General features: G+C 68.9%; 24 protein-coding genes and 5 pseudogenes. 13 read left to right on the forward strand and 16 right to left on the reverse strand.

The annotated features are described in order from the left end of the window. Positions 1-41: 41 nt before the first annotated feature. The 4 genes and pseudogenes from ACIBK6_RS24725 to ACIBK6_RS24740 form a co-directional block, all read left to right on the forward strand. A pseudogene (locus ACIBK6_RS24725) lies at positions 42-590 on the forward strand (integrase core domain-containing protein); the annotation flags it as partial. 40 nt (positions 591-630) lie between these two features. Continuing rightward, positions 631-1,002, forward strand: a complete 372-nt coding sequence (locus tag ACIBK6_RS24730; protein WP_399053512.1) for a hypothetical protein — start codon at positions 631-633, stop codon at positions 1,000-1,002. Between the two features lie 896 nt (positions 1,003-1,898). Further along, complete coding sequence (locus ACIBK6_RS24735; protein ID WP_399053513.1) at positions 1,899-2,060, forward strand: hypothetical protein; 162 nt, start codon at positions 1,899-1,901, stop codon at positions 2,058-2,060. Between the two features lie 273 nt (positions 2,061-2,333). Continuing rightward, positions 2,334-4,046 carry a purine-cytosine permease family protein gene (locus ACIBK6_RS24740; RefSeq protein ID WP_399053514.1) on the forward strand — a complete coding sequence of 571 codons (1,713 nt, stop codon included), beginning with the start codon at positions 2,334-2,336 and terminating at the stop codon, positions 4,044-4,046. 68 nt (positions 4,047-4,114) lie between these two features. Here ACIBK6_RS24740 and ACIBK6_RS24745 read toward each other — a convergent pair whose 3' ends face one another. From ACIBK6_RS24745 to ACIBK6_RS24790, 10 genes and pseudogenes are all read right to left on the reverse strand, one after another. Then, positions 4,115-4,459: an integrase core domain-containing protein gene (locus tag ACIBK6_RS24745; RefSeq protein ID WP_399053555.1), complete on the reverse strand. Its 345-nt coding sequence runs from the start codon at positions 4,457-4,459 to the stop codon at positions 4,115-4,117. Between the two features lie 10 nt (positions 4,460-4,469). Next, positions 4,470-5,570: an Ig-like domain-containing protein gene (locus ACIBK6_RS24750; protein WP_399053515.1), complete on the reverse strand. Its 1,101-nt coding sequence runs from the start codon at positions 5,568-5,570 to the stop codon at positions 4,470-4,472. Between the two features lie 1,210 nt (positions 5,571-6,780). Continuing rightward, positions 6,781-7,182: a hypothetical protein gene (locus ACIBK6_RS24755; RefSeq protein WP_399053516.1), complete on the reverse strand. Its 402-nt coding sequence runs from the start codon at positions 7,180-7,182 to the stop codon at positions 6,781-6,783. Continuing rightward, positions 7,154-7,390 (reverse strand): helix-turn-helix transcriptional regulator, encoded by a 237-nt coding sequence (locus ACIBK6_RS24760; RefSeq protein ID WP_399053517.1) that lies wholly within the window; start codon positions 7,388-7,390, stop codon positions 7,154-7,156. The genes ACIBK6_RS24755 and ACIBK6_RS24760 overlap by 29 nt, the downstream gene beginning before the upstream one ends. 201 nt (positions 7,391-7,591) lie before the next feature. Continuing rightward, the gene (locus tag ACIBK6_RS24765) at positions 7,592-8,362 is read right to left on the reverse strand and encodes a polysaccharide deacetylase family protein (RefSeq protein ID WP_399053518.1); all 771 of its coding nucleotides are present in this window, start codon (positions 8,360-8,362) and stop codon (positions 7,592-7,594) included. Between the two features lie 287 nt (positions 8,363-8,649). After that, positions 8,650-8,772, reverse strand: coding sequence for a hypothetical protein (locus ACIBK6_RS24770; protein ID WP_399053519.1), 123 nt, complete (start codon positions 8,770-8,772; stop codon positions 8,650-8,652). Between the two features lie 328 nt (positions 8,773-9,100). Further along, positions 9,101-9,337 (reverse strand): hypothetical protein, encoded by a 237-nt coding sequence (locus ACIBK6_RS24775; RefSeq protein ID WP_399053520.1) that lies wholly within the window; start codon positions 9,335-9,337, stop codon positions 9,101-9,103. Continuing rightward, a complete protein-coding gene (locus ACIBK6_RS24780) occupies positions 9,330-9,731 on the reverse strand; it encodes a hypothetical protein (RefSeq protein ID WP_399053521.1) in 402 nt (133 codons plus the stop codon). Before ACIBK6_RS24780 ends, ACIBK6_RS24775 begins: the two co-directional genes overlap by 8 nt. Beyond that, a pseudogene (locus ACIBK6_RS24785) lies at positions 9,731-10,748 on the reverse strand (IS481 family transposase). Before ACIBK6_RS24785 ends, ACIBK6_RS24780 begins: the two are co-directional and overlap by 1 nt. A gap of 59 nt (positions 10,749-10,807) precedes the next feature. Continuing rightward, the gene (locus ACIBK6_RS24790) at positions 10,808-11,707 is read right to left on the reverse strand and encodes an NAD(P)-dependent oxidoreductase (RefSeq protein WP_399053556.1); all 900 of its coding nucleotides are present in this window, start codon (positions 11,705-11,707) and stop codon (positions 10,808-10,810) included. Positions 11,708-11,725: 18 nt separating this feature from the next. Between ACIBK6_RS24790 and ACIBK6_RS24795 the strand changes: the two genes are divergently transcribed. Next, positions 11,726-12,340, forward strand: a complete 615-nt coding sequence (locus tag ACIBK6_RS24795; protein WP_399053522.1) for a CGNR zinc finger domain-containing protein — start codon at positions 11,726-11,728, stop codon at positions 12,338-12,340. Positions 12,341-12,514: 174 nt separating this feature from the next. Here ACIBK6_RS24795 and ACIBK6_RS24800 read toward each other — a convergent pair whose 3' ends face one another. Then, positions 12,515-12,814 (reverse strand): YciI family protein, encoded by a 300-nt coding sequence (locus ACIBK6_RS24800; RefSeq protein WP_399053523.1) that lies wholly within the window; start codon positions 12,812-12,814, stop codon positions 12,515-12,517. 515 nt (positions 12,815-13,329) lie between these two features. Here ACIBK6_RS24800 and ACIBK6_RS24805 point away from each other — a divergent pair. From ACIBK6_RS24805 to infA, 7 genes and pseudogenes are all read left to right on the forward strand, one after another. Next, positions 13,330-14,739 carry a family 2B encapsulin nanocompartment shell protein gene (locus ACIBK6_RS24805; protein WP_399053524.1) on the forward strand — a complete coding sequence of 470 codons (1,410 nt, stop codon included), beginning with the start codon at positions 13,330-13,332 and terminating at the stop codon, positions 14,737-14,739. Positions 14,740-14,750: 11 nt separating this feature from the next. Beyond that, a complete protein-coding gene (locus tag ACIBK6_RS24810) occupies positions 14,751-15,929 on the forward strand; it encodes a family 2 encapsulin nanocompartment cargo protein terpene cyclase (protein WP_399053525.1) in 1,179 nt (392 codons plus the stop codon). Positions 15,930-15,975: 46 nt separating this feature from the next. Further along, positions 15,976-16,836, forward strand: a complete 861-nt coding sequence (locus ACIBK6_RS24815; protein ID WP_399053526.1) for a geranyl diphosphate 2-C-methyltransferase — start codon at positions 15,976-15,978, stop codon at positions 16,834-16,836. A 324-nt stretch (positions 16,837-17,160) separates the two neighbouring features. Then, positions 17,161-17,400 (forward strand): annotated as a pseudogene (locus ACIBK6_RS24820) (transposase family protein); the annotation flags it as partial. 20 nt (positions 17,401-17,420) lie between these two features. Beyond that, positions 17,421-17,993 (forward strand): transposase, encoded by a 573-nt coding sequence (locus ACIBK6_RS24825; protein WP_399053527.1) that lies wholly within the window; start codon positions 17,421-17,423, stop codon positions 17,991-17,993. A gap of 26 nt (positions 17,994-18,019) precedes the next feature. Next, positions 18,020-18,811 (forward strand): GNAT family N-acetyltransferase, encoded by a 792-nt coding sequence (locus ACIBK6_RS24830; protein WP_399053528.1) that lies wholly within the window; start codon positions 18,020-18,022, stop codon positions 18,809-18,811. Beyond that, a complete protein-coding gene (gene infA, locus ACIBK6_RS24835; protein WP_399053529.1) occupies positions 18,808-19,032 on the forward strand; it encodes a translation initiation factor IF-1 in 225 nt (74 codons plus the stop codon). Before ACIBK6_RS24830 ends, infA begins: the two co-directional genes overlap by 4 nt. Positions 19,033-19,137: 105 nt before the next feature. Here infA and ACIBK6_RS24840 read toward each other — a convergent pair. After that, positions 19,138-19,305 (reverse strand): annotated as a pseudogene (locus tag ACIBK6_RS24840) (transposase); the annotation flags it as partial. A 619-nt stretch (positions 19,306-19,924) separates the two neighbouring features. On the opposite strand from ACIBK6_RS24840, the pseudogene ACIBK6_RS24845 reads away from it, so the two are divergent. Beyond that, a pseudogene (locus tag ACIBK6_RS24845) lies at positions 19,925-20,134 on the forward strand (SDR family oxidoreductase); the annotation flags it as partial. Positions 20,135-20,173: 39 nt separating this feature from the next. Here the strand turns inward: ACIBK6_RS24845 and ACIBK6_RS24850 are convergent. The 4 genes from ACIBK6_RS24850 to ACIBK6_RS24865 are packed head-to-tail and all read right to left on the reverse strand — an operon-like array spanning position 20,174 to position 23,761. Continuing rightward, entirely contained in the window at positions 20,174-20,494 is a 321-nt protein-coding gene (locus ACIBK6_RS24850) for an antibiotic biosynthesis monooxygenase family protein (protein ID WP_399053530.1), read from the reverse strand. Positions 20,495-20,515: 21 nt separating this feature from the next. Beyond that, a complete protein-coding gene (locus ACIBK6_RS24855) occupies positions 20,516-21,763 on the reverse strand; it encodes an MFS transporter (RefSeq protein ID WP_399053531.1) in 1,248 nt (415 codons plus the stop codon). Between the two features lie 10 nt (positions 21,764-21,773). Then, positions 21,774-22,904: a transaldolase gene (gene tal, locus ACIBK6_RS24860; RefSeq protein ID WP_399053532.1), complete on the reverse strand. Its 1,131-nt coding sequence runs from the start codon at positions 22,902-22,904 to the stop codon at positions 21,774-21,776. Positions 22,905-22,927: 23 nt separating this feature from the next. Beyond that, the gene (locus ACIBK6_RS24865) at positions 22,928-23,761 is read right to left on the reverse strand and encodes a mycofactocin-coupled SDR family oxidoreductase (RefSeq protein ID WP_399053533.1); all 834 of its coding nucleotides are present in this window, start codon (positions 23,759-23,761) and stop codon (positions 22,928-22,930) included. Positions 23,762-23,813: the final 52 nt, after the last annotated feature.

Raw genomic sequence — 23,813 nt, forward strand, 5'->3', positions numbered from 1 at the left:
GGCGGCTGCTGAGCTCGGCGGCGTCCAGGTCCTCGTTGGTGCCCTTCTTCGAGACCGCCACCCTGTCCGGGGTCCGCTTGTACGTGTTCGCCGCGATCGAGCACGCGAACCGTCGGATCCGGATCCTGGGCGCGACCGCGCATCCGACCGCATCCTGGGTGGTCCAAGCCGCGAAGAATCTTGCCATGGACCTCGAAGACGCCGGCTGCCGGGCGCGCTATCTGATCAGCGACCGGGACGGGAAGTTCCCGCAGCTGTTCGACGAGGTGTTCAAGGACGCGGGCATCGAGGTGGCGCTCAGCGGTGTCCGGATGCCGCGCATGAACTCGATCATGGAACGGTGGGTGCAGACCTGCAGGCAAGAACTGCTGGAGCGCACGCTGATCTGGGACCACCGCCATCTCCTGTACACCCTGCGCGAGTTCGAGACGTTCTACAACGAGCACAGGCCGCACCAGGGCCTCGCCAACGCCCGCCCTCTCCACCCGCTGCCCGCTCCCATCGAAGACCCGGACCGGATCGCCCATCTGGACATACGGCGGCGAGTGCGACTCGGCGGCACCCTCCACGAGTACCAACATGCCGCCTGATCAGCAGGGATGAAGTATTCGGCAAGCGCAGAGTCCTGGGATGGGTGTGCTGCGCAAGATCCGTGACACCGGACGGGTGGCGGAACCCGTCCCGCCCCGCCCCGAGGACGAACCACCGCCGACAGCACGGCAGTTCGGCGGGTCGGTGCAGGTGCGGTGTGTGGATGCCGGATCCTGTAACGGCTGCGAGATCGAGATCGCGGCCGCCTTCGGCCCGGTGTATGACGCCGAACGCTACGGGGCCCGTCTGGTGGCCTCGCCCCGGCACGCGGACGTGGCCCTGGTGACCGGCCCGGTGACGCGGAACATGGCCGGGCCCCTGCGGCGCAGCGTCAGGCTTTCGATGTTCTTGTCGGAGTCGCTCATCGGTAGCAGCCGTATGAAGGTGAACACGCTTGTCAGCGCCAGGTAGGGCAGTCGCAGCAGCACGATGGACCATCCTGGCGTAGCTGTGCGGTGCCCCTCAGTCGTGTCCGAGAACTTGCAGGTCACCGCCTATGGATGGGGTGTTCGGCACTCACAGCGTCGCGGCGGCTTTGTTGAGCAGGGTGATGCCGATCGCATTGTCGTGCACGCTCGCGGCGACCACGATCACGGCGATGACCAGGCCGAGGACATCGGTGGCGATGCCCCTTTCCGCCCGGGCTCTTCGTGCCCGGATCCAGCCCGGTCGTCTCCTTCGGCGTATTGGCCGAGGCCCGCACGTTCTGGGAGTCCAGGAAGACGGCGGTGGGGTCCTCGTGCCGCTTGCGCATTTCGCGTGCCTGGCAGCGCAGAAGCTCGTGGATGGTCTCGGCGGTGCCGTCGTCGCGCGACTTTCCGAAGTAGTAGTACACCGCGCTCTTCGGTGGCAGGTCGTGGGGCAGGCACTGATGGGCCAGCCATTGCCACCGCGGCCGCCCCTCCGACCGCCGAACCCGCCCCGCTCCCACCAGAGCAGCACCGTGAGATCCTCAACACCGGGCACCCTCTGCCGACTTCACCTCACCAATTGAAGATCACCAACAACTTCACGAAGTTGACCCACCGGGAGGCCGCTGCCCACCAGGCTCTTGGAGCCGACCAGCAGTCACGGTGTCCCCCAGCCATCGCGCTTGAAAGGCACGGATGCACGCCATCGACCACGCCCAGACCCCACCGGCAAGCGGCCCGGCCGTGTCCCCGCCAAGAGCCAGGGTCTGAGCAGTGGGATACTCGCGGGCCTGCTTGCCCTCCAGAGCACTGCAGGCAATGCCGTTGTCGTCCAGACGCTCCGAGCGGCCGGCCACGCCCGGGTCTGGCCAGAGCGGCTTCAGCACGGTGCGGGCTGTGGCCACCAGCAGACCGAGCAGGCAGGGCAGCCCGCCGTGCAGCGCTTCACCGTCCACGACGTCCAGACTGTACTGGCAGCAGGCCTGGGACATCTTCACGGGACTCAACTCGCCCGAGGCTCACGAGCTGCGCTCGTATCTGGGTCTGCCGGACGGCTGACCCCGACCTCGGTGACCAGCCGCCGGAAGCCCTCGCGGTTGGCGGCCGTGGCCCCGGACTGTCTCTGGTCGGTGTCGCTGACGGTGATGCGGTCCTGGGGCCAGCCGAGCGCGACCGTGCGGCCCAGGGTCCGCGTCCGTTCCGTGTGACCCGGAGTTAACTCGCGGCGGGCTCCCTTAACGCGCAGGCAATCCTGGGTGGCGGCGTGCCGTCATGTCCGGCTCCTACCTTCCGGTGCGTACCGCACACCGGACCGACGAACGGGGAGCCGCGATGACGGACACCGCCGCCGCACCATCCGCCAGGACGGGCGCGCAGCCGCCGCCGGAGGGCGGGCCCCGGCGCAGCTACGCCAGGATGGCCGCCGACGAGAGCCGCGAGGACTACTCGCTGCGCTATGCCCCGCACTCCTTCCGGCGCTGGTCGCCCACGATGGTGGCGTCCACCGCGCTCGGCGGCATCGCCTACCTCGCTGACTTCGCGATCGGCGCGTCCATCGTCTTCACCTACGGCTTCACCAGTGGGCTGGCCTCGATCCTTACCGCCGCGACGATCATCTTCGTCACCGGTATCCCGATCGCGCGGGCCTGCGCCAAGTACGGCCTGGACATGGACCTGATCACGCGCGGGGCCGGCTTCGGCTACTTCGGGTCCACCCTCACCAGCCTCATCTACGCCTCGTTCACCTTCATCTTCTTCGCCCTCGAAGGCTCGATCATGGCCCAGGCCATGCACCAGGCGATTGGACTCCCGGTCCAGGTCGGGTACTTGGTGACGACCCTCATCGTGATCCCGATCGTGTTCCGCGGAATGGGGGCGCTGGCCAAGGTGCAGGCCTGGACCCAGCCGCTCTGGATCATCGGCATGGCCCTGCCGTTCCTGGTCCTGACCTTCGAGGCCCCGGACGCCTGGGGCGCGTTCGGCTCCTTCGGCGGTACCGAGGGGGCAGGCTCCGGCTTCTCCTGGATCGGCTTCGGGCTCGGCACGGGCGTGGCACTCTCACTCATCGCGCAGATCGGTGAACAGGCCGACTACCTGCGGTTCATGCCCGCCAAGACCGAGGCGAACAGGCGCCGGTGGAACCTCGCCGTGCTGGCCGCCGGACCCGGCTGGGTGATCATCGGTGCGGCCAAGCAGCTCGGCGGCGCCTTCCTCGCCTTCGTGGCTCTGGAGGCGGTCGGCAAGACGCACGCCCTGGAGCCGATCGCCCCGCAAATCGAAGCCCTGCGCCCCTGGCTCGGTTCGTTCGCGCTGCCGGCCGCCGCGCTGTTCGTGATCGTCTCGCAGGTGAAGATCAACGTGACCAACGCGTACAGCGGTTCGCTGTCCTGGTCGAACTTCTTCTCCCGGCTCACCCACCGCCACCCGGGCCGGGTCTGGTACATCTTCCTCAACCTCGCCATCGCGCTGACGCTGATGGAGATGAACATGTTCGCGGCCCTCAACAAGCTGCTCGGCTTCTACTCGAACGTGGGCATCGCCTGGATCACGGTCGTCGCCGCGGACCTCGTCATCAACAAACGGGTGGGCTGGAGCCCCAAGTACATCGAGTTCAAGAGGGCTTATCTGTACGCCGTGAACCCGGCCGGGTTCGGCTCGATGGCGATCGCCTCGGTCGTCTCCATCCTGGCCTTCTTCGGTCTGTTCGGCCGGTACGCCGAAGCCTTCTCGACCTTCATCGCGGCCGGACTCGCGCTCGTCCTCTGCCCGTTGATCGCCTGGGCCACCAAAGGCAGGTACTACCTCGCCCGCCCCAACCCGGTGAACGGACCGGAGGCGGCTGTGGCGGACGTGACGGCCACCCACACCTGCGCGGTCTGCGAGACGGCCTACGAACTCCCGGACATCGCCGACTGCCCGGTGCAAGCCGGGCCGATCTGCTCGCTGTGCTGTTCACTCGACGCCGAGTGCGGCGACGTCTGCCGTAAGGACCCGGCGGCAGGCCCGGTCCTGATGCCGCTGCCGACCGTGCGCACCGCGGTCTGAGGGCCGGAGTTACGGAGCAGTGGGCGAGCCCACGAGGACTGTGGGGCTCGGAAAGTCATCGCCGCTGGTCAAGCTGTGTACCGGTACTCGTTGATGACGCCGCCGAGGAGGCGGGTGCGTAGGAGTCTGCGGCCTTCGAAGTCGTGAACAGCGGTGGGCTGCTGGTCGGTGCCGGGTGGCAGCTGGTTCCGGGCGCGGTGGGGCCGGTGTTCGTTGTGGTGCCGCTGGTAGGCGGCCAGGACTTGTCGGGCGTGGGTCTCGTTCATGATGGGGACATGGTCCAGGGCCTTACGCCGGATACTGCCGATCACCCGTTCGCCATGGGAGTTCATTCGGGGAACTCGCGGTGCACTCTTGAGGATTCCCTCCTCGGCCTCGAAGACGGCGTCGAAGGACTGTCCGTACCTGCCAATGCGGGCGGGATCAGAGCGTGGGGAGGAGACGGGCGGGGGCGGTGGTGGTCGGGTGGTGGGGGATTCTGGTCAGGGAACTGCCGGTACGCCACTGTTTCCAGGTGAGGTTCCAGTCGCCGTAGCCGTTGTCGAAGACGGTCATGGGGGCGCCGTAGCCGTGGATGACGTCGACGATGTCGCCGGGGCGGATGGTGTCGTAGAACCAGGCGGCGTCGTCGGTGGACATGCCGGTGCAGCCGTGGCTGACGTTCTCGGCGCCCTGGGATTCGAGAGACCAGGGGGCGGCGTGGACAAACTCGCCGCTCCAGGTGAGGCGGGTGGCGTAGGAGACGGGAAGGTCGTAGAAGTCGCTGGTGCCGCGAGCGATGCCGATGGAGTCGCCCCGCATCCGCACGACGTGTTCCTTGCCCAGGACCACCTTGATGCCCCCGCGGGTGCGGAAGCCCGGCTTGCCCGTGGTCACCGCAATCGTCCTCACCGTGCGGCCGTTGCGCTGGACGGTCATCTCGTGTGCCGCGACGTCGGTGACGGCCTCGATCCGGTCACCGGTGGTGAGGGTGAGCGGCTGTGAGGGCCCGCCGTACAGCGTGTCGGTGACGTGGACCCGGTCGAGGCCGCTGCGGACCTGGATGGTGGCGTGGGCGGGCCAGTATGTCCTGGGCCGGTAGTGGAGGGTGCTGTCGTCCACCCAGTGCCACGAGCCCTCCACGGCGGGCTGGGAGGTCACCTGCAGGGACCGTTCGACGGTCCTTCGTGCCTGACGGTCGCGGGCCGGCACGGGCTGCGACAGTTCGGCAACGACGGGCTGCCCCACCCCGTATACGCCGGATGCGGGACCGAAGGCGGCTGTGAGCCGGCTGCCCGGCGGCGGCTGCGGCATCTCCAGGACCCAACTGGCCTGCCCGGGCATGCCGTCCTCGTCCTCGGCCGTGGCCCGGAGGAGGTAGCGGGTGCCGGCGCGCAGCGGTGCCGTGCTGTGCCAGCAGACGCCGTCACTGCTGATCCACCCGGCCAGGTGTCGCCCCTGCGCATCGGTGGCACTCACGTCCGTCAGATGGCCCTCCTCCCTCAGCCTGACCGTCAGCGAACCAGCCGGCTCCTCCAACGGCATCACAGACTCCGTGCCCAACGTGGCACCGTGGACAGGCAGTTGCCGCGACTCGGCGCCGTCGACCGCGTGCAGCCGGTCCTCGCGCCAGGAACCCGTAGTCGCGCACGAGCCGACGGGGCAGCCCGTGGTGCACTGTCTGCCTGGCGGTTCCTTGCCCACCAGGACGTCCACTGCTGTGTCCGCGAGAAGGGGCACTGCTGAGAGGGTGGGCCGTGATGGCGTGGGCGCCGCGGCCACTATGGTCATGGCACTCGCTGCGGCGAGCGCCATGCTCCAGTTCCTGACCCGGGGTCTCACCGCGCAGCCCTCCCAAGCATCGACAGCCGGACGGCGTCATCACAACAGACCCCAGGGGCACAATATGACTGCGCCGTCGTCGATGGCCCCGAACGGGCGCAGCGGACCGCCCGGTTGAACCAACCGTCCAAGGCGAGATCGTCCTGTGTTTCCTGGAAATCCGAGAAGCATCAGCGCCTCCAGCAGGCGGGCTCCTGGAACGTGCCCGCGCCGCGGCCCGAGCGGTCCGGGCGCGGGTCGCCGTCGTGGTCGACGTCGTCCTGGCGGCCGTCGACGGGACCGTGACAGTGTTCGCGATGAACACCGGGGGCCGTTTCCACCGCCGACACCTGCTCGCCGAAGCCCGCCGCCATCTCGCCCTGGTCATACGCGGCCGGCGACGCGAGCCGGGCCTGGACGAACGGATCGTGATACCGCGCTCGCCGCCGGCTGCGCGGACATCAGCGAACCGAGGACGTTGCGCGGCACGATGCCGCCCTACCGCCTCTACACCGCCCGCTGAGCACTCCCTGATTTCGCCCCGGCCCGGCGCCCGCGCCCCCACACCCGGACCATCAGCCCCCGGCCGACCCGGACGGGCAGGCCGCACGCCGGACCCCGGACCAAGAGGCGCGCGAGCGGGAGACACCACGGGTGCCGCTGCGCTACGACCGCGCCGTTCTCGCGGGCACCGCCCTCCAGCAACAGCTGCGCACGGCCCACCGCCGCAGGGCAGCTGCGGCGTACGACGTGGTGGCGCACAGCGGGCCGCGATACCCGAGGAACTGCTGCCGCCGGACGAACAACCGCACCCGGAGCACCCTCACGGGCCCGGCCGGCTCACCCGGCCCACGGCCGCGAAACCTGCATTCCGGCACTGTCAGCCAAGGGGTGACTGACCCGTCGCCCCCCGCCACCATCCGACGCCACTACCTCAGGTGTGCCGACGAAAGAAGGCGACGAACGCGACGTAGGCAAGGGCTGCGGTCGCCACCAGCCAGTAAAACGGGTTGCCGCTGCGGCCAGAGGCCAGTTCGCCGATGAGGGCGCCGAGGTTCCCCAGGGTCAGTACCACACCAGTGCCTGCCCAGGCTCGCTGGCCGATCAGAGCAAAGCGTTCGTCGGGCTCCTCAGTGAGGCCCCGGTAGGTTTCGCTGCGCCGAGCCAGCAGAAGCAAGGCAAGACTGCAGACCGCCATGCCGCCGAGCATCGCCAGACCAAGACCGACGTGGCCGCCAGCAGCCGCGGATACCAGGCAGACGACGCCGATCCCGAGGAAGAAGGCAGGGATCGACCACCGCGAGTTCCTAGTCACCTGCTGGGCTGTCTTCGACATGGAACATCTCCTCAATGCTGACCCCGAAGAACCGAGCCAGGGAGAAGGCGAGCGGCAGGGATGGCGTGTACCGCTCGGTCTCAATGGCATTGACCGTCTGCCGCGAGACCCCCAGCGCCGTGCCTAGCTGCCCCTGGGAGAGTCCTCGCGACGATCGCAGTTCTCTGACCGTGTTCCTCACATGTAAAGCATGCTTGTCACTATCCACTGCTGTCAAGCATGCTTTACAGGGAGCGGTCGAATCAGCAGGTGCCCTCCGCCCCCAGAGACCGCCGACCGGTGGAGCCAAATCAACCTGGTACGCAAGTGGGGCCAGAAGGAGTTGGTACGGCGGAGCCGGAACCCCGAACTGGCGCGTACAAACACCGCATTTCAGTAAGTCGGCACAGTCCGTTGGCTGGCGCGTGGCTCAGTGCACCGGGAAGCCGAAGGAGTAGCCCTGCTCCTTGAGTCGGGGGAGGAGCCTGCGCAGGGCTTCGACGGTCTGGCTGCGGTTGCCGCCCGCGTCGTGGAAGAGGAGGGTCGGTCCGCCTGGCAGCTCCCGCTCGACCGTGGCGACGATGACGTCGGTACCCGGACGATCGAAGTCCTTGGAGTCCACATTCCAGCCCAGCGGGCGCATGCCCCGGGAAGCGGCGAGCTGGCGGCTGTAGGGGGTGAAGGCTCCGCCGGGGGCCCGGTAGTACATCGGCCGTACGCCCCCGGACGCCTTGGTGATCATGTTCTCGGCGTCGAGTATCTGCTGCGACTGGTAGCTCTGCGGCTTCTTGTCCATGGAGGTGTTGTGCGACACCGAGTGGTCGCACAGCCGGTGCCCGGCCGCGACCACCTTCTTCACGAGGTCCGGGTGGGCCTGCGCCTGCGTCCCCACCATGCAGAACGTGGCCGTCGCCCTGAACTCCCGCAGCAGGTCGAGGACTTGAGGGGTCCACACCGGGTCCGGGCCGTCGTCGATGGTGATGTTGACACCGCGCGTCCCCGCCTCCGAGGCGTGCGCGATGGTGTCTGCGACCGGCGTGACGCCAGTGCCCGGCGTGGCCGGCGCGTGCGCCTTCGGGGACGAGTCGCCCGCGGTACCGGCCTGCGCGGTCCACACCGAGGCGCCGGTGGCGAGCAGTGTCACCCCGAGCGCCGCCCCGACTGTCTTGCCGTACCAGCCCCGCCCACCGTGCCGTGCCATATCCGCCCCTTTTCGCGCAGTCCCTCGCCGGTCCCCGGTCACCTTGTGACCACCCGGCAGGACGAGGCGCGGCGGCCAAGGGATGCCTTCGTTACCGATCACGGACAATTCCGGGAGAGTTCACGGACAACTCTCCCCGAGCAGCGGCCAGAACCGTGCTGGTTGGCCCGATCCCGCCTCCCCGACGGCGAGCTTGAGGAGCCGGTCAGAGGCCCAACTCCCTCGCACCGCCCCTCCTCTGGCGCCTGGCGGCGAATGCCTCCTCCCGTCGTCGGGCCGACTGCCGTTCAGGTGAGGGTGATCCGCAATTCGTACAGGCGGCCGGTGCTGATGGCCTCGGCCTGCTCGCACAGATCGGCCGCGGTAAACCCGAGCAGGGCCTGGTCGGCGGCGCGGCGCAGTAGCAGCACGATCCGAGCCGGCGGCTGGCTACGGTGGGTGGCGGCCAGGGCAGTGAAGGCCTGCTGAGCGGGGATCCGCGGCGCTGGGTAGTGCGCTGCTCCGCCGCCTTCTCATCTTCCGCTTGAGCGGACTGGCTGGACATGGCCGGGTTCACCAAGCACGGATCCACCCGGAATCCGCCTGACCTATGCCAAGCAGCATCTGACCGACCACGATCTGCTCCTCGCTGACCTGACGCACCCCGAGTGCGGGCTCGAGCTCAAGGAGGACATGCGAACCTGCGCCTGCGCCTACGGCGAGACCGGCTGCAGGATCTGGTTCGACGACGCGGGGCCATCACGCGGCCGTCCAGACCTCCAGATCCACGTCGAGCACGCGGCGTGTGAAATCGCCGAATTCGATAAGGCCCTGACCTTCACCGGCAGCCCGCGTGCGGAGATCACGAGGGTGACCGGGTTTCCGCCCGGTACGACCGCACCATGTGCGCGAGGCTGCCATCGCCGACACGGCATTGTCGACTACCTGCGAGGAGTTGCACGAGGCCGCCGGGCAGAGCGTGAACAGCTCAAGCACGGCGCAGCATCATGCTGACAGCGGACGCGATGACGGCCCTGGAGAGCTGCCGCCAACCGACTTCGTCCTCCAGGGCGCGTGCCGCCGAGTCGTGATCAGCCAGGCTCTCATGGACCTCGCGAATCCTGTCGTGCTCCCCATCGCACACGGCCTTGATGAGGCGGAGCGTCCGCATCTTGTATGGCATGCACGTCATCCCGGCTTCCAGGCTGAGGTGGCCGGCGGGCATCTGCGACACCATGCTGACGAGGGTTGACAGGAGTGGGCGGCACTCATCGGCGGGCGATGGTTCGGCAACGCCGAGCAGAACAGTGAACGCTGTGCGGCATTCGGGCACGCCGGAGGCGACGGCCAGCCCAACTTGCAAACCGATGTTGTGCAGGGTCCGGGCCATCAACTGTTGTATGAAGCCATGACGTTGGTGACGGTGCTGCAGGCTCGCGCGGCTGGGGGGGGTGGTTTCCCACGGCGGTGCGTGGTCGATGGTAGTTGTAGTGGATGTTCCAGACCGACAGGGCTTCAGCGCGCTGGGCTTCTGAGGTCCACACGCGGGCGTAGAGGAACTCTTCGGAGAGGATCCGGTTGTACCTCTCGACCTTGCCGTTGTGGCGGGGCGTGTAGGGGGTGATCCGCTGGTGGCGGGCGCCCTGGAGGACGTGGGCGAAGTCGTGGGCGCGGTAGCAGGCGCCGTTGTCGGTGACGAACCGCTCGATCCTGGTGATCCCGTGGGCGGCGAAGAACGCCTTGGCCCGGTTGACGAACCCGATCGCTGTCTTGGCCTTCTCGTCGGGGAGGGCCTCGGTGTGGGCGAGGCGGGTGTGCCCGTCCACGGCCGAGTGCAGGTACACACGTACCCGGCCTTGGCGCCCCTGGCCTTGGCCCGGTCCGCGGCCTTCGCCTGATTGCTGCCCCGGCCGTGGGCGCGCCAGCCGCCTCCGTCGGGGATGCGGCCGGCCTTCTTCACGTCCACGTGGACCACGTGCCCGGGCCTGCGGGCGTGGATCTTCCGCGGTTCGCGGTTCGTCTCGCCGATGGGGTCGATGAACTTCCGCCGGTTCAGCCCCAGCGCGGCGAGGTGGCGGGTGACCGTCCGGCGGGAGATCGGCATGCCGTCAGCGGCGAGCTCGAACGCGATCCGGGCCGTGGACCACTTGTGCTCCCGCCGCAGCGCCCCGATCCGCGCCACGGCCTCGCAAGGGGTCGCTGTCGGTTGGCGGTGCGGTGCGCTGGAGCGGTCGAGCAGGCCCAGTTCCCCGTACTGCCGGTACCGGTTGACCGATTTGGAAGCACACGCGCGCGAGATGCCCATCTCCGCGGCGACGTGTGCGATAGGGCGGGTCTTGCAGCGTTCGATGAGGCGGCGGCGTCCTTCGACGGCCAGTGGGGCGTTGCGGTGCGGCACGGGCAGCATGCGGACCGCCCTGCCCGGCGCTGGGCACCGCGCGTCATCGACCGTACGAGCAGTGGTGTTCATCGCGGCTGCTGCTCGGCAATCACAGCCCAGTCGTCCGCTGCGCGGCCGTCGGCGATCGCCTGGTCGAACACGCCTCTGAGCAGTTCGCCGAACGGCAGGGAGACCGCTTGGCCGGCTGCTGCCTCGAGGGCGAGGTGGAGGTCCTTGCGTCCGAGTGCCGTGGTGAACCCGGCCGGCTGGTATCTCCGCTGCGCGATCATCGACCCATATCCGGAGTAGACGGGTCCGGGAAAGAGTGTTGAGGTCAGCAGTTCGACGAACTGACCCGGGTCGGCGCCGGCCGCGTCGGCGACGCTGACCGCCTCTCCGAGCGACTGGATCGCGCAGGCGATCAGGTAGTTGCCCAGGACCTTGGCGATGTTGGCCTGCTCAGGCAGTTCGCCCAGGCGCCAGGTGCGCGATCCGATCACGTCGAAGAACGGCTGGACCCGGTCGATGAGTTCGGGCTCTCCTGCGGCGAGGATGTTCAGCGCACCGGCCTCCGCGACGCTGACCCGGCCGAACACTGGGGCGGCGACGTAGTCGATCCCGTGTGCAGCGTGCGCCTCTGCGGCATGGCGGGCCAGCCCGACGCTCACCGTGGCCACGTTGACGTGGACCGCCCCAGGCCGGGCCTCGCCGAGAACCCCGGAGTCGAGGAATGCCTCCGCGAAGGCCGTGTCGTCGGACAGGACCGAGAACACCACCGGGCACTGGAGGGCCTCCGCGACGGATGCGACGCGGAGGGCACCGGCCTCCGCGAGCTCTTCCGCGGGCCCCGCTGAACGGTTCCACACCACAGTCTCATGGCCTGCCCGCACCAGATTGCGCGCGATCGCCCGCCCCATCCCGCCCAGACCGATGACTGCAACCTCGCCCATCGCACAACCTCCAAACATGAACCGTCTAAGACGGATCCATTGTGGCGTGGGTCGATGCCTGTGTCGAACTGGCTAAACTGGTTCAAGCAGCGGTCCATGGTGGTGCGGAAGGTGGTGACCGTGGAGGCCCGTCAACTGTTCCGGCTGGACAACGAGGTGCTGGCGTTCCGCTTCACTGCCACGATGAGCGATCGGGCCAGCGCGGCGCCCCGGGAGCGGCTCTCCGACCACGGCCGGCTCAAGCTCTGGTTGCATGCCGCGGGGTTCGGCGTGCCCGACGTCTCACCCGCCGAGCTCCAGGATGCGCTCGACCTGAGGGAGGCGATCTACCGTGCTGGGCTGGCCGTCACTGTCACCCAGCGACCCGATCCGGGTGACGCGGCGATCCTGAACGGGGCCGCGGCCGCAGGACAGCCCAGGCCCGCGCTCGAGAACGGGCTCGCAGTCTGGCACCTCAGCGAGGAAGCACCGGTACCGGACGCGCTCGGCGTGCTTGCCGCCAACGCCATCCACGTACTCGGAGGCCCCGACCGCGGCCGGATCAAAGCATGCGAAGGCCCCGGCTGCGCCGGCCTCTTCCTCGACACCAGTCGCGGCGCAAACCGCCGCTGGTGCTCAATGAACACCTGCGGCAACAGGGTCAAAAAGGCCCGACTCGCCAACAAGTAACCGACTACAGGAAACCGCCCCCCAAGCTGTCCGCCACCGCCTCGCGCTCATGTCACCGGCGGGTCGCCAACTGCGGACACCGCCAGCACCCTGTCAACAACCTCACGACCCGCAACACCTAGGCCGTCGTTCGGTTCTCCGCCGGGGCGGAGCCAGTCGGCCGCCGGAACGGGTTCAGCTGGGACGCTCCTGGCGGTACGGCTCCAGTGGCGGAGCGGTCTTCGTGGCGGCGAATTCCGTGATCGCGTACTCGGCGACACCAGCCACGCTGAACGGGTCGCTCTGCACGATCTCTTCGATCTTCGCTCGGTCGTCGCCGAGGGCGAGGATGACGCCGCCGTCGCGCGGGACCTTCCTGCCAGAGGCGATGAAGACGCCGCTGGCGTAGTGGGCATCCAGCCATGCCACGTGCTCTGCGAGGGCGGCGTCGACGCGCTCGATGGGCGCAATGTAGGTCAGCTCCAAAACGAACATGATCGCCAGGATAAGCACCTACATGCCCCACTGCCGCAGAACCAAGAATTCCCGCACGGCGGGGCAAACGCGGGCGCCGGGGCACGACTTGACGCCCTTCGAGCACCCACTCCTGGTGTTGCACCGTCAGCTGTCCCCCGAGGTCGTCGCCGACCTCAAATCCCCGGGCTGGGTTCGGGACGGCCGCAAGCCCTCGTTTGTCGGCGGAGGATATCGGCCACCTCGCCCGCCGCATGCCGGGCGACAGGGCTCGTGCACCGCACCGGACCTGTCTACTCAGAATGCGGATCATCGCGGCATAGCGGGCATAGCAACGGCCTCTGGCCGGTTCGAGAGGCCGGGTGGGCCGGGCGTTCCCCTGTCCGTTCGGTGGCGCAAATACGTCGGTGCTTATCCGGCCGCCTCGACCAACATCATCTGACGTTGATTCACTTGCGCCACAGGAGCCTCACGGGCCGGCCGGCCCGTCACGGGGGCTCCTTCTTGATGCGGTCACCCATACGGAAGGGATCAGGATGTCGCAGCCGGAGCAACCCAACCTCTCAGCAGGACGGGCACAGCTGAGTCTGGGGGTCGCCGCCGCGCGGAACCTGGCGACCACCACCAAGACCGTGCCGCAGATGCAGGGCCTCAGCTCGCGGTGGCTGCTGCGGATGCTGCCCTGGACGGAGGTCAAGGGCGGAACGTACCGGGTCAACCGGCGGCTGGTGTATGAGGTCGGCGACGGCCGGGTGACCTTCGTCCAGGAAGGGGCCGAGGTCAAGGTCGTCCCGGCCGAGCTGGGCGAACTTCCCCTGCTGCGCGGCTTCGACGACGATGCGGTGCTGCGGGTGCTCGCCGAGCGGTGCGAGCAGCGGGAGTACGAACCCGGCCAGGTGATGGCCGAGCAGGGCCAGGCCCTCGACCACGTCTACCTGATCGCGCGCGGCAAGGTCGAGAAGCTCGCCCCGGGGAAGTACGGCGAGGAGAACCGGCGCGGCGTGCTGGCCGACGGCGGGTTCTTCGGCGGCCAGGTGATGGCCGAGGAGCCGGGCGCGTGGGAGTTCACCGCGCGCGCGATAACGGCGTGCACGGTCCTGGTGCTGACGCGCGCCGCGTACGAGGAGGTGGCGGCGCGGAACGAACGCCTGCGGGCCCACGTCCTGCGACGCCAGGCCGAAAGGGCGCGGCCGCACAACAAGAAGGGCGAGGCGGCCATTTCCCTCGCCTCCGGCCACAACGGCGAGCCGTTGCTGCCGAGCACGTTCGTCGACTACGAACTCCGGCCCCGCGAGTACGAGCTGAGCGTGGCGCAGACGATCCTGCGGGTACACAGCCGGGTCGCGGACCTCTACAACGACCCGATGGACCAGATCCAGCAGCAACTGCGGCTGACGATAGAGGCCCTGCGCGAGCGCCAGGAGTCCGAGCTGGTCAACAACCGCGAGTTCGGGCTGCTGCACAACGCCGACTACAGCCAGCGCATCTCCACGCACTCCGGCCCGCCCACCCCGGACGACATGGACGAGCTGCTGAGCATGCGGCGCGGAACCAAGGCGTTCTTCGCCCACCCCCGGGCGATCTCCGCCTTCGGCCGCGAGTGCAACAAGCGCGGTCTCGCGTTCGACACCGCCGAGGTCAACGGCCACCCGGTGCCGGCCTGGCGGGGCGTGCCCATCCTTCCCTGCGGCAAGATCCCGGTCACGGAGCAGGGCACCTCCGCGATCCTCGCGATGCGGCTGGGCGAGGCCGAACAGGGGGTGGTCGGCCTGCGCCAGACCGGGATCCCCGACGAGTACGAGCCGGGCCTCAACGTCCGGTTCATGGGCATCAATGAGCAGGCGATCATCTCCTACCTGGTCAGCACCTACTACTCGGCGGCCGTTCTCGTGCCCGACGCGCTCGGCGTCCTGGAGAACGTCGAGGTTTTCGGCACGTCGTCCTGAAGGAGATTTCCGTGTCGCTGCTGTCCCGCATGACCGCGCCCGCGGCCCGTCACGACGTGGCGCGGCTCGTGGCGACGCTGCTCGCCCAGCACCAGGACGTCCGCCGCCCCGCAGCTTCGGAGCGGCTGCCCGGAACCGCCGTCCGCCGGGAGGGGTTCACACTGCCGTCCGGGCCGACGGGACTGGGCACCTCCGCTGCCCGTATCACGCCAGGGAAACGGGCAGTCGGCGCAGGTGTCCCGGACCTGTACTGCCCGCCCGCACTCCGCGACGACCCGACGCTGGCCGAAGAGGTCAACGGACGCCTGGTGGAGTGGGCCCGGGAGATCGGCCTCTACGCCGGCCGGCTCGACCGCATCCACGCGGCGGACTTCGGGCGCCTGATGATGCTGGCCCACCCCGACACCGACGACCCGGACCGTCTGCTGGCCGCGGGCAAGTGCGCCCTGGCGGAGTGGGCCACGGACGACTACTACTGCGACGACGAGACGATGGGATCCGCCCCGGCGCTGCTCGGCGCGCAGCTCGGCGTCGCCTACGCGGCCATGGACCCCGCCCACCCCCCGGCGCGTTACGTCTCCGCCGTGGAACAGGCCATGCGGGACGACCCGGTGCGGGTCGCCCTGCGCTCCGGCTTCGCGCACCTGGCCCGGTATGCGGACGCGTCCCAACTGGCCCGGCTGCACCACGAGGTCGCCGTCCTGTTCGTTGGCTACGGGCAGGAGGGCTCCTGGCGCTCCCAGGGCCGGATGCCCGCCGTCTGGGAGTACCTGGCGCACCGTCAGATCAACAGCTTCCTCCCGTGCATCGCGATGACCGACGTGGTGGGCGGCTACGCGCTGCCCGCCGTCGAGTACGCCGACCCACGGGTGCGCCGCGCCGTGACCATGGCGTCCACCGCCGCCACGCTCGTCAACGATCTGTACTCGATGGCGAAGGAACACCACTCGGAGAGTGTGGAGTTCAACCTGCCGACCGTGATCGCCGAGGAGGAACGGTGCTCGCCGCGCGAGGCGGTCGAGCGGAGTGCGTCGATCCACGATGAGCTGGTGCGCACCTTCGAGACGGAGGCGGCGGCCCTGGCCCTTGCGGGCTCACCGCAGTTGCGCCGCTTCCTCGCGGGGGTGTGGGCCTGGCTCGGCGGCAACCGCGCCTGGCACAGCGGCAGCCCCCGCTACAACGGCGCGTGAGCGCCTTCCCACTTACCGACTTACCTAATGTTGCAAGGAGCCCCCCATGACGACCACTCCCGCCCCCGCCGCTCCCGTCCTGCGCACGGCGTACCAGAAGTCGGTCGCCGACTACTGGAACAAGGAGAAGGACCCCGTCAACCTGCGCCTGGGCGACGTCGACGGCCTCTACCACCACCACTACGGCCTCGGCGACTATGCCCCGTCCGTCCTGGAGGGCCCCAATGACACCCTCGACGCACGCATCGTCGAGGAACTGCACCGCCTGGAGTCGGCCCAGGCCGACGTCCTGCTCGACCACCTCGGCGATGTGCAGCCCACCGACCGCCTGCTGGACGCCGGCTGCGGCCGCGGCGGCACCAGCATCATGGCCAACGCCCGCTTCGACTGCCAGGTGGACGGCGTGTCCATCTCCGAGGCCCAGGTCGAGTTCGCCAACGGCCAGGCCCGCAAGCGGGGCGTCGACGACAAGGTGCGCTACCACTTCCGCAACATGCTGGACACCGGCCTGCCGACAGGCGCGTTCCGCAGCATATGGAACAACGAGTCCACCATGTACGTGGACCTGTTCCAGCTCTTCGCCGAGCACGCCCGCCAGCTGCGGTTCGGCGGCCGTTACGTCGTCATCACCGGCTGCTACAACGATGTGACCGGCGGCCGGTCGAAGGCCGTCAGCCGCATCGACGAGCACTACACGTGCAACATCCACCCGCGCAGCGCCTACTTCAAGGCCATGGCGGCCAACGGCCTGGTCCCGATGAACGTCCTCGACCTGACGGACGCGACGATCCCGTACTGGGAGCTCCGCGCCAAGTCCTCCCTGGCCACGGGTGTCGAGGATCCCTTCCTGAGGGCGTACAAGGAGGGCAGCTTCCACTATCTGCTGATTGCGGCGGACCGCATCTGATCGGGTGCGCCGGGCCCCGCAGCCGCCATGAGGTGGTTACGGGGCACAGTGCCGTTTCCGTACAGACCTGCGGCAGACCACGAACCGTCCGGCGGGGCCGTTCACGCCGCTGGCTTGGTCTTCAACCTCGGCGGTCGAATGATGCCTCGAACTTGATCACTGAACCGTTTTCATCCTGTCTCTGGGAAGTGAAAGAGCAGGTCAGCGGGGTGGGTAACGAGACGAGGCTCCTGGTCGTTGCGGTGGTGTTCTCTACGCACCCACGCATCGCCCGAGGAGCCTCGCTTGATCCCGTAGCGTGCCACGGTCGACGTCCCGCATGCGTTGGTTGAGCATGTTTGCTGGCTCATCCATGCCCGAAGGTGTGAACGCCGCTCGCGATGGCGGAAGTTGAGCTGCTTCCAGCAGGCCCTGCTGGCCTTGGTGCGCTTGCGCAAGAACGAGACGCTGCCCGCACTCGCGGCCGGCTTCGGCGTCTCGGTCGCAACCGCCTGGCGCTACGCCGACGAGACCCTCAACGTCCTCGCCGCCTGGGCGCCGGGCCTGTACGAGGACCTTGTGGGCGGGCCGGAGTCTTCGAGCGGTTGCACCGGATCCTGCTCGCCGAGCTCAACGCGGCTGGCGAGCTCGACTGGACCCGCGCGTGCGTGGACGGCTCCCACGTGCGCGCGAAAAAAGGGGGAATCGCGACCGGTCTTCCGCCGGTCGACCGGCGGAAGACGGGCAGCAAGCACCACCCGATCTGCGACGGCAAGGGCACCCCGCTGCACGTCATCACGACCGCCGCCAACGTCAACGACATCACTCAGACCCTCGACATCGTGGACGGCATCCCGCCCGTCGCCGGACGGCCCGGCCGGCCCCGACGGCGGCTGGAGTGCCTCCTGGGCGACAAGGCATACGACTCGAAGGCTGTGCGCGGTGAGCTGCGACGCCGCATCCAGGCGGTGATCTCCCGCAAGGGCTCCCTGAACATCAGGGGCCTGGGCAAGCTCCATAGAAAAGGATTTGAGCGAGACGGCGCCCCGCCGCTACCGTCGTGGTGGATCGTGAAGTCGTCGTATGGAGGTGAGACCCGTGAACACAGTTACCCATGGGTGCTCCCCCAATCCGTCACGGTCCGGCGGCTGACGTTCGGTGTCGCCAGGAGCGCCTGAGATCGAGGCACTCCAAGGAGACTCCGATGAACACGAAGCCTTTCACCTCTGGCCTGAGCGAGAACGCGGTGGTGATCACGCGCGTCGCGGACAGGCAATGGCATGCACTGGATGACGACCTGGTGGTCGGCCGCGGGTATGCGGGGAACCGGCCCGACGGACGCTTGTTCGTCAGCATCGACGCCTGGCACGACGCCGCCTTCGACCGGCTCGCCGAGGCGATGCTGGCGGAACTGCCGGCGCCGCTGTACACGGTGGTCGACGAAGCCGACGTCGAGCTGACGGCCGGCTGGCGGCGAGCCGGTTTCACGATCCGGCGCCGCGAGTGGGAGTACGTCGTGCCGACCGACCCACAGGTCACAGGGCTCGAAGCAGTCCTGCCGCCTTCGGGCGTGACGATCGTGCCCGCCGGTCAGGCGGACGAGAGTCTGCTGCGGGCGGTGGACCGCGCGATCCGTGACGAAGTCGAGGCGAGCGTCGGGTGGCAGTCGATGCCCGCGGAGGTCATTCCCCGCCCCGAAGGCGACACCATCATCGACCCGTCGAAGTACGCGGTGGCCGCGGCGCCGGACCGCTACCTGGGTCTGATCCGGGTGGTGACGGTGAAGCGGCCACGCATCGGGCTGGTCGCGGTCCGGGCCGGCGAGCAGCGCCGCAGCATCGCGCGGGCACTGCTGGCCCACGCGCTGGGGACGCTGCACCGCTCCGGGTTCGCCGCGGCCCATGCCGAAGTCCACGAGTCCAACCAAGCGGCCTCGGCGCTGTTCGAGGGCATCGGCGCCCGGCCGGTGAGCAGCAACCTGGAGCTGGTGCGATGACGAAGAACAAGAACGTCATCGAAGTCGAGGGCAAGGTCGTCGAGTGCCTGCGCAGCGCCATGTTCACCGTGGAGCTCAAGAACGGCCACCAGGTGCTCGCGCACATCAGCGGGAAGATCCGCAAGAACTACATCAAGATCTATCTGGAAGACCGGGTGCTGGTGGAGCTCCCGCCGTACGACCTGACGCGCGGCCGGATCGTGTTCCGGTACCGGAACTAGCGGCGGTCGCCACCTTCCGCGGCAGCTGATCCTGGGGCCCCGGTCACGGCGTTTCCGTGACCGGGGCCCCGATGATGGCTCGCACCGCCGCGGCGGCCGCCGCTCCAGCCGCCGCCAGCAGGTCTGGCCCGAGCCGAACCCCAGCTCCAGGGGCAGCAGTTGCCAGTCGATGTCGTTGTGCAGCACGTACAGGATGCTCTGCAGGAACAGCTGGTCCGGCACCGGCCGCGGGCGAGGAGCCTCTTCAGGGTGAGTCCGGTTGCGGCGAGGCATCCGTCGACAACGTCGGGTCGGTACTGGCCCCCGGTGCAGTCGCCGTTGAACCGGTTCTTGGATCCCGTGAGAAGTGCTCGCGAATGTCAATGGTTTGAGGGATAGCGCCCGGTGTCCAGGCTGAGTGGCGTGAGCGACATCTGAACGGAATGGGCATCGCTGTCCGTCGGGTGTTGGCGCAGTGTGACGGCGATGACGTATTACGTGAGCGCGATTTCGCCGCTCACCAGTGATGTGTGCCTATGGCCCGCTTCCCCCCCTCGGACACCAGTTGAGACCCCACTTCGCGTGGGGTTTTCTGCATTTCTGGGCAGTGGCGTGACCAACCGCGTGACCAACGGCCCGGAGAGTCGCCTGGTCGGACCAGGGATGACAGCGTGCGTGCCGAGAACCTCGTCCGCGCTGGTCAGGCCGCATGTTGGTACTCGTGGATGACGCCGCCGAGGGCGTCGCGTCGTCGTATGTCGAGGCAGGTGATTCGTTCGGGTTGGGTGATCGGTTCGGGGGGTGCGCGGAGTGGGGCATCTGCCGAGGAGCGCAGGAAGTCGGCCCAGGCGGTGGAGGGAGCGACTTTGATCCCGAGCACGGCTGGCTCTCCGTGGATGCGGCGGTAGCCCCAGCCGCCCTGCCCGCGATGCGCGCTCAGGGCGGCGGGCACTTCGTGAACATCGCCTCCGTCGGCGCCTACGAGGTCCCTCCCACCGCCGCCGTCTACTGCGCCACCAGATTCGCCGTCCGCGCGATCTCCGAGGGGCTGCGCCAGGAGTCCGCCGGGAACATCCGGGTCACCCTCGTCTCCCCGGGCGTGACCGAGTCCGAACTCGCCGATGCCTGAGGCGGCCCGCCGAGCGGCGCCCGCGCGTCTCCCTCACGCCCCGGCCGCGGTGCCCGGCGCGCCGACGGGGTCGGCGGCGAAGTGGCGCAGCGTGGGCTCCCTGTCGAAGAAGTGGTCGATCGCTTCGGCGAAGCGGGGGGCCTGCTCGCTCTTGAAGAACTTCTCGGTGTGGTCCTCCAGCGTGGCCCAGCCGACGCGTAGCAGGTAGGCGCCTTCGGTCTCGACGTCGCGGTGGAGTTCGACGGAGTGGCAGCCCTCGGCCGACTCCAGGATGGGCGCGGCGGCGAGCAGCGCCTGTTCGAACTCCTTCTCCCGGCCGGGCGTGATGTACAGGTAGGCGTATTCGTAGATCATTGGATCTCCTTTCGGGCGCGCTCAGCGCACTGTCCTGATGCGGGTGACGGTGACGGCCGCCAGCAGGCCGACCGCCATGGTGAAGAGGTAGAGGGCGGGGTAGTTCCCCCCGGATCCGATGGCCAGGAGCAAGGGAGCCAGGGCGGGGCCGATGGACTGGGGCAGGACGTCGGCGCTGTTGATGACGCCGAGGTCCTTGCCCACGTCGTCCGAGCTCGGCAGGACTTCGGTGGCCAGGGCCATGTCCACGGCGAAGTAGAACCCCGACCCGATGCCCAGCAGGGCCTGAGCGAGGTAAACCGGGGGCAGCGTGGTGGAGACGGCCAGCAGTAGAAGGCCGGCGGCGAGGAACACGGCGGCGGCGGTGACGAAGACCTTGCGCCGGTTCAGTCGGTCGGAGAGCCACCCGCACAGGGCCGCGGTCACGGCGCTGAGTGTGTAGTTGAGGGTCGTCAGCAGAGCGACGGTGACCGCCACCGAGCCATCGGCAAGGCCGACGCGGGAGCCGAGGTAGTAGGCGAGGTACGGGACGGGAGCCACGGAGGCGAAGTAGGTCAGGAACCGGGTCAGCCAGACCCAGCCGAAGTCCGGATGGCTGCGCGGGTCGGTCCAGAAGCTGCCGAAGAACTCCTTCGCGGAGAACGGGCGCAGCTCCGCGGGCGCGGGGGAGTCCTTCAGCGGCAGCGCGAACAGGGAGACGCAGCCGATCGCCGCGGCGGCGGGCAGGAGGAATCCGGCCGGGCCGGCGGAGAAGAGGGCCGCCGCCCCCATCCCCACCGGCACGGCCAGGCGCTGACTGAAGCCCATCACCCCCGACACGGTGCCTCGCTGCGCGAGGGGCACGTGCTCGGGCACCGTAGCCGCCAGTGCGGCGATGGAGGCGTTGAAGCTCAGCTGCGCCAGACACCAACCGGCGGTGATCGCCGCGATCGACGGCACCAGGACGACGACGGCCAGGCCGACGGCGCCGCCGAGGACCCCGCAGACCAGCCAGGGACGTCGGCGTCCCCAGCGGGAGGTGGTGCGGTCCGACAGGCGCCCCGCGAGGGGGTTGGCGAACAGGGCGACGAGCGCCCCGAGCCCGGCCGCGACAGCGAGGCTGGTTTCCTTGTGCTCGGGGTCTACATCCTCGATGCGCAGGGCCAGGGTGACCAGCGCGACGGAGAGGACGGCGCTGTAGAGGCCGAGGTAGGCCAGGCCGAGCCGGACCACGAAGGCGCGTGACACCCGTGGCCCGGTCCCGGCGGTGGTGGGGGCGAGGCGGGTCATGGGGCGGTGTTCACCGTGCTTCGTGCGGGCCGCGCAGGCGCGCGAGGGAGGCTTCGACGCTGTCCAGGAGGCTGTTCCACGCCTTCGTGAACGCAGCGACGCCCTGGTCCTCCAGGAGGCGGACGACCTCGTCGTAGTCGATCCCGAGCCCGGAGAGCGTGGCGAGCACGCGGGTCGCGTCCTCGTGGTTTCCGCGCACGGTGTCCCCGTGGATGTCGCCGTGGTCGGCGACGGCGTCCAGGGTCTGCGGGGGCAAGGTGTTGACGGTGCCCGCGGTGACCAGCTCGGAGACGTAGAGGGTGTCGGGGTAGGCGGGGTTCTTGGTGCTGGTGGAGGTCCACAGCAGGCGCTGGACGTTGGCTCCGGCCGCCTGGAGGGCCTGCCAGCGTGTGGAGCGCACGGTCTCCTCGTACACCTGGTGGGCGCGCCTGGAGTTGGCGAGTCCGGTCCGGCCGCGCAGTTCCAGCGCCTCCGGGGTGCCGATCTCCTCCAGGCGCCGGTCGGTTTCGGTGTCCATCCGTGAGACGAAGAAGGAGGCCACCGATTCGATGACGGAGAGGTCGCGTCCGTTGCGCAGGGCCTCTTCCAGTCCGGTCTGGTAGGCGTCGACCACCGCCCGGTACCGCTCGATCGAGAAGATGAGGGTGACGTTGACGCTGATGCCCTCGGCGATCGCCCGGCTGATGGCGGGGAGGCCGGCCGGTGTGGCCGGGATCTTGATGAGCAGGTTGGGCCGGTCGACCGTCCACCACAGGTGGCGGGCCTCGGCCACGGTGGCGTCGGTGTCGTGGGCGAGGCGCGGGTCGACCTCCAGGGAGACCCGCCCGTCGTGGCCGTCGGTGCGCTGATACACGCTCCGCAGCACGTCGGCGGCCTCGCGTACGTCGGCGGTGGTCAGGGCGCGCACGGCCTCTTCGGCAGTGACGCCTCGCAGCGCGAGGTCGCGCAGGTCGTCGTCGTAGGCGGAGCCGGTGCCACCGGCGATGGCCTGGTGGAAGATGGACGGGTTGGTGGTGACGCCGACGACGTTCTGGTCGCGGACGACGGACGCGAGGCCGCCGGAGGCGAGCCGCTCCCGGCTCAGGTCGTCCAGCCAGATGGACACGCCGTGTTCGGTCAGCTGCCGTAACGGATCGTTCATGGGGGGTATGGCTCCTCGTGTGCTCATGCCTTGACAGCGGCTCCGGCGTCCACGGGCAGCGTGGCGCCGGTGACGTAGCGGGCCTCGTCGGACGCCAGCCACAGCACCGCGTTGCTGATGTCGCTGCTCTCGACCCAGGGCACCGGGATGACGCTCAACTCGGCGGCAGCCGCGGCGAACTCCTCACGGGAGGGGTTCTCCACCTCCGGCAGCAGGAGGCGTCGACCGGTGATGTTCTGGACCATGTCGGTGTCCACGTTGCCCGGGTGGATGCTGTTGACGCGGATGTAGTACGGGGCCAGTTCGTTTGCCAGCGACCTCATGAGTCCCACGAGTCCGTGCTTGGACGCGGCGTAGTGGGACATGTTCGGCCGGCCGAGGGTACCGGCGACGGAGTTGGTGAAGATGATGGATCCGCCGCGGCCGGCCTCGATCATGTGGGGGACCGCCGCCTTGATGGTGTGCCAGGCGCCGGTGAGGTTGACGTCGATCATGTCGTTCCACTGCTTCTCGGTCAGCTCCCAGGAGCGGCCGAGCGAGCCGATGCCGGCATTCGCGCACACCACGTCTATTGGCCCGAACTCGTCGAGCCCGGCCCGGACCAGGGTCTCCATCTGGTCCAGCCTGCGCACGTCGGCACCGAAGGTGAGGATCCTGCCCCCCTCCTTCTCGACCAGGCTCCGTGTCTCCTGCAGGTCCTTGGAGGTCGCCAGAGAGTAGTGCGTGCTGCCGACTTCCTCGCAGATGTCCGACGCGATGATGTGCGCGCCCTCCTGAGCCAGTCGGACGGCGTGCGAACGGCCTTGACCGCGCGCGGCTCCGGTGATCAGGACGACCTTTCCTTGTACCCGTCCCATGCGTGTGTCTTCCTCCTCGATAGCGTGCCGGGTGGTGTCGGTGCGGGGTGTT

Source organism: Streptomyces sp. NPDC050485, from assembly GCF_044458185.1.
In the GTDB taxonomy this organism is placed as follows: domain Bacteria; phylum Actinomycetota; class Actinomycetes; order Streptomycetales; family Streptomycetaceae; genus Streptomyces.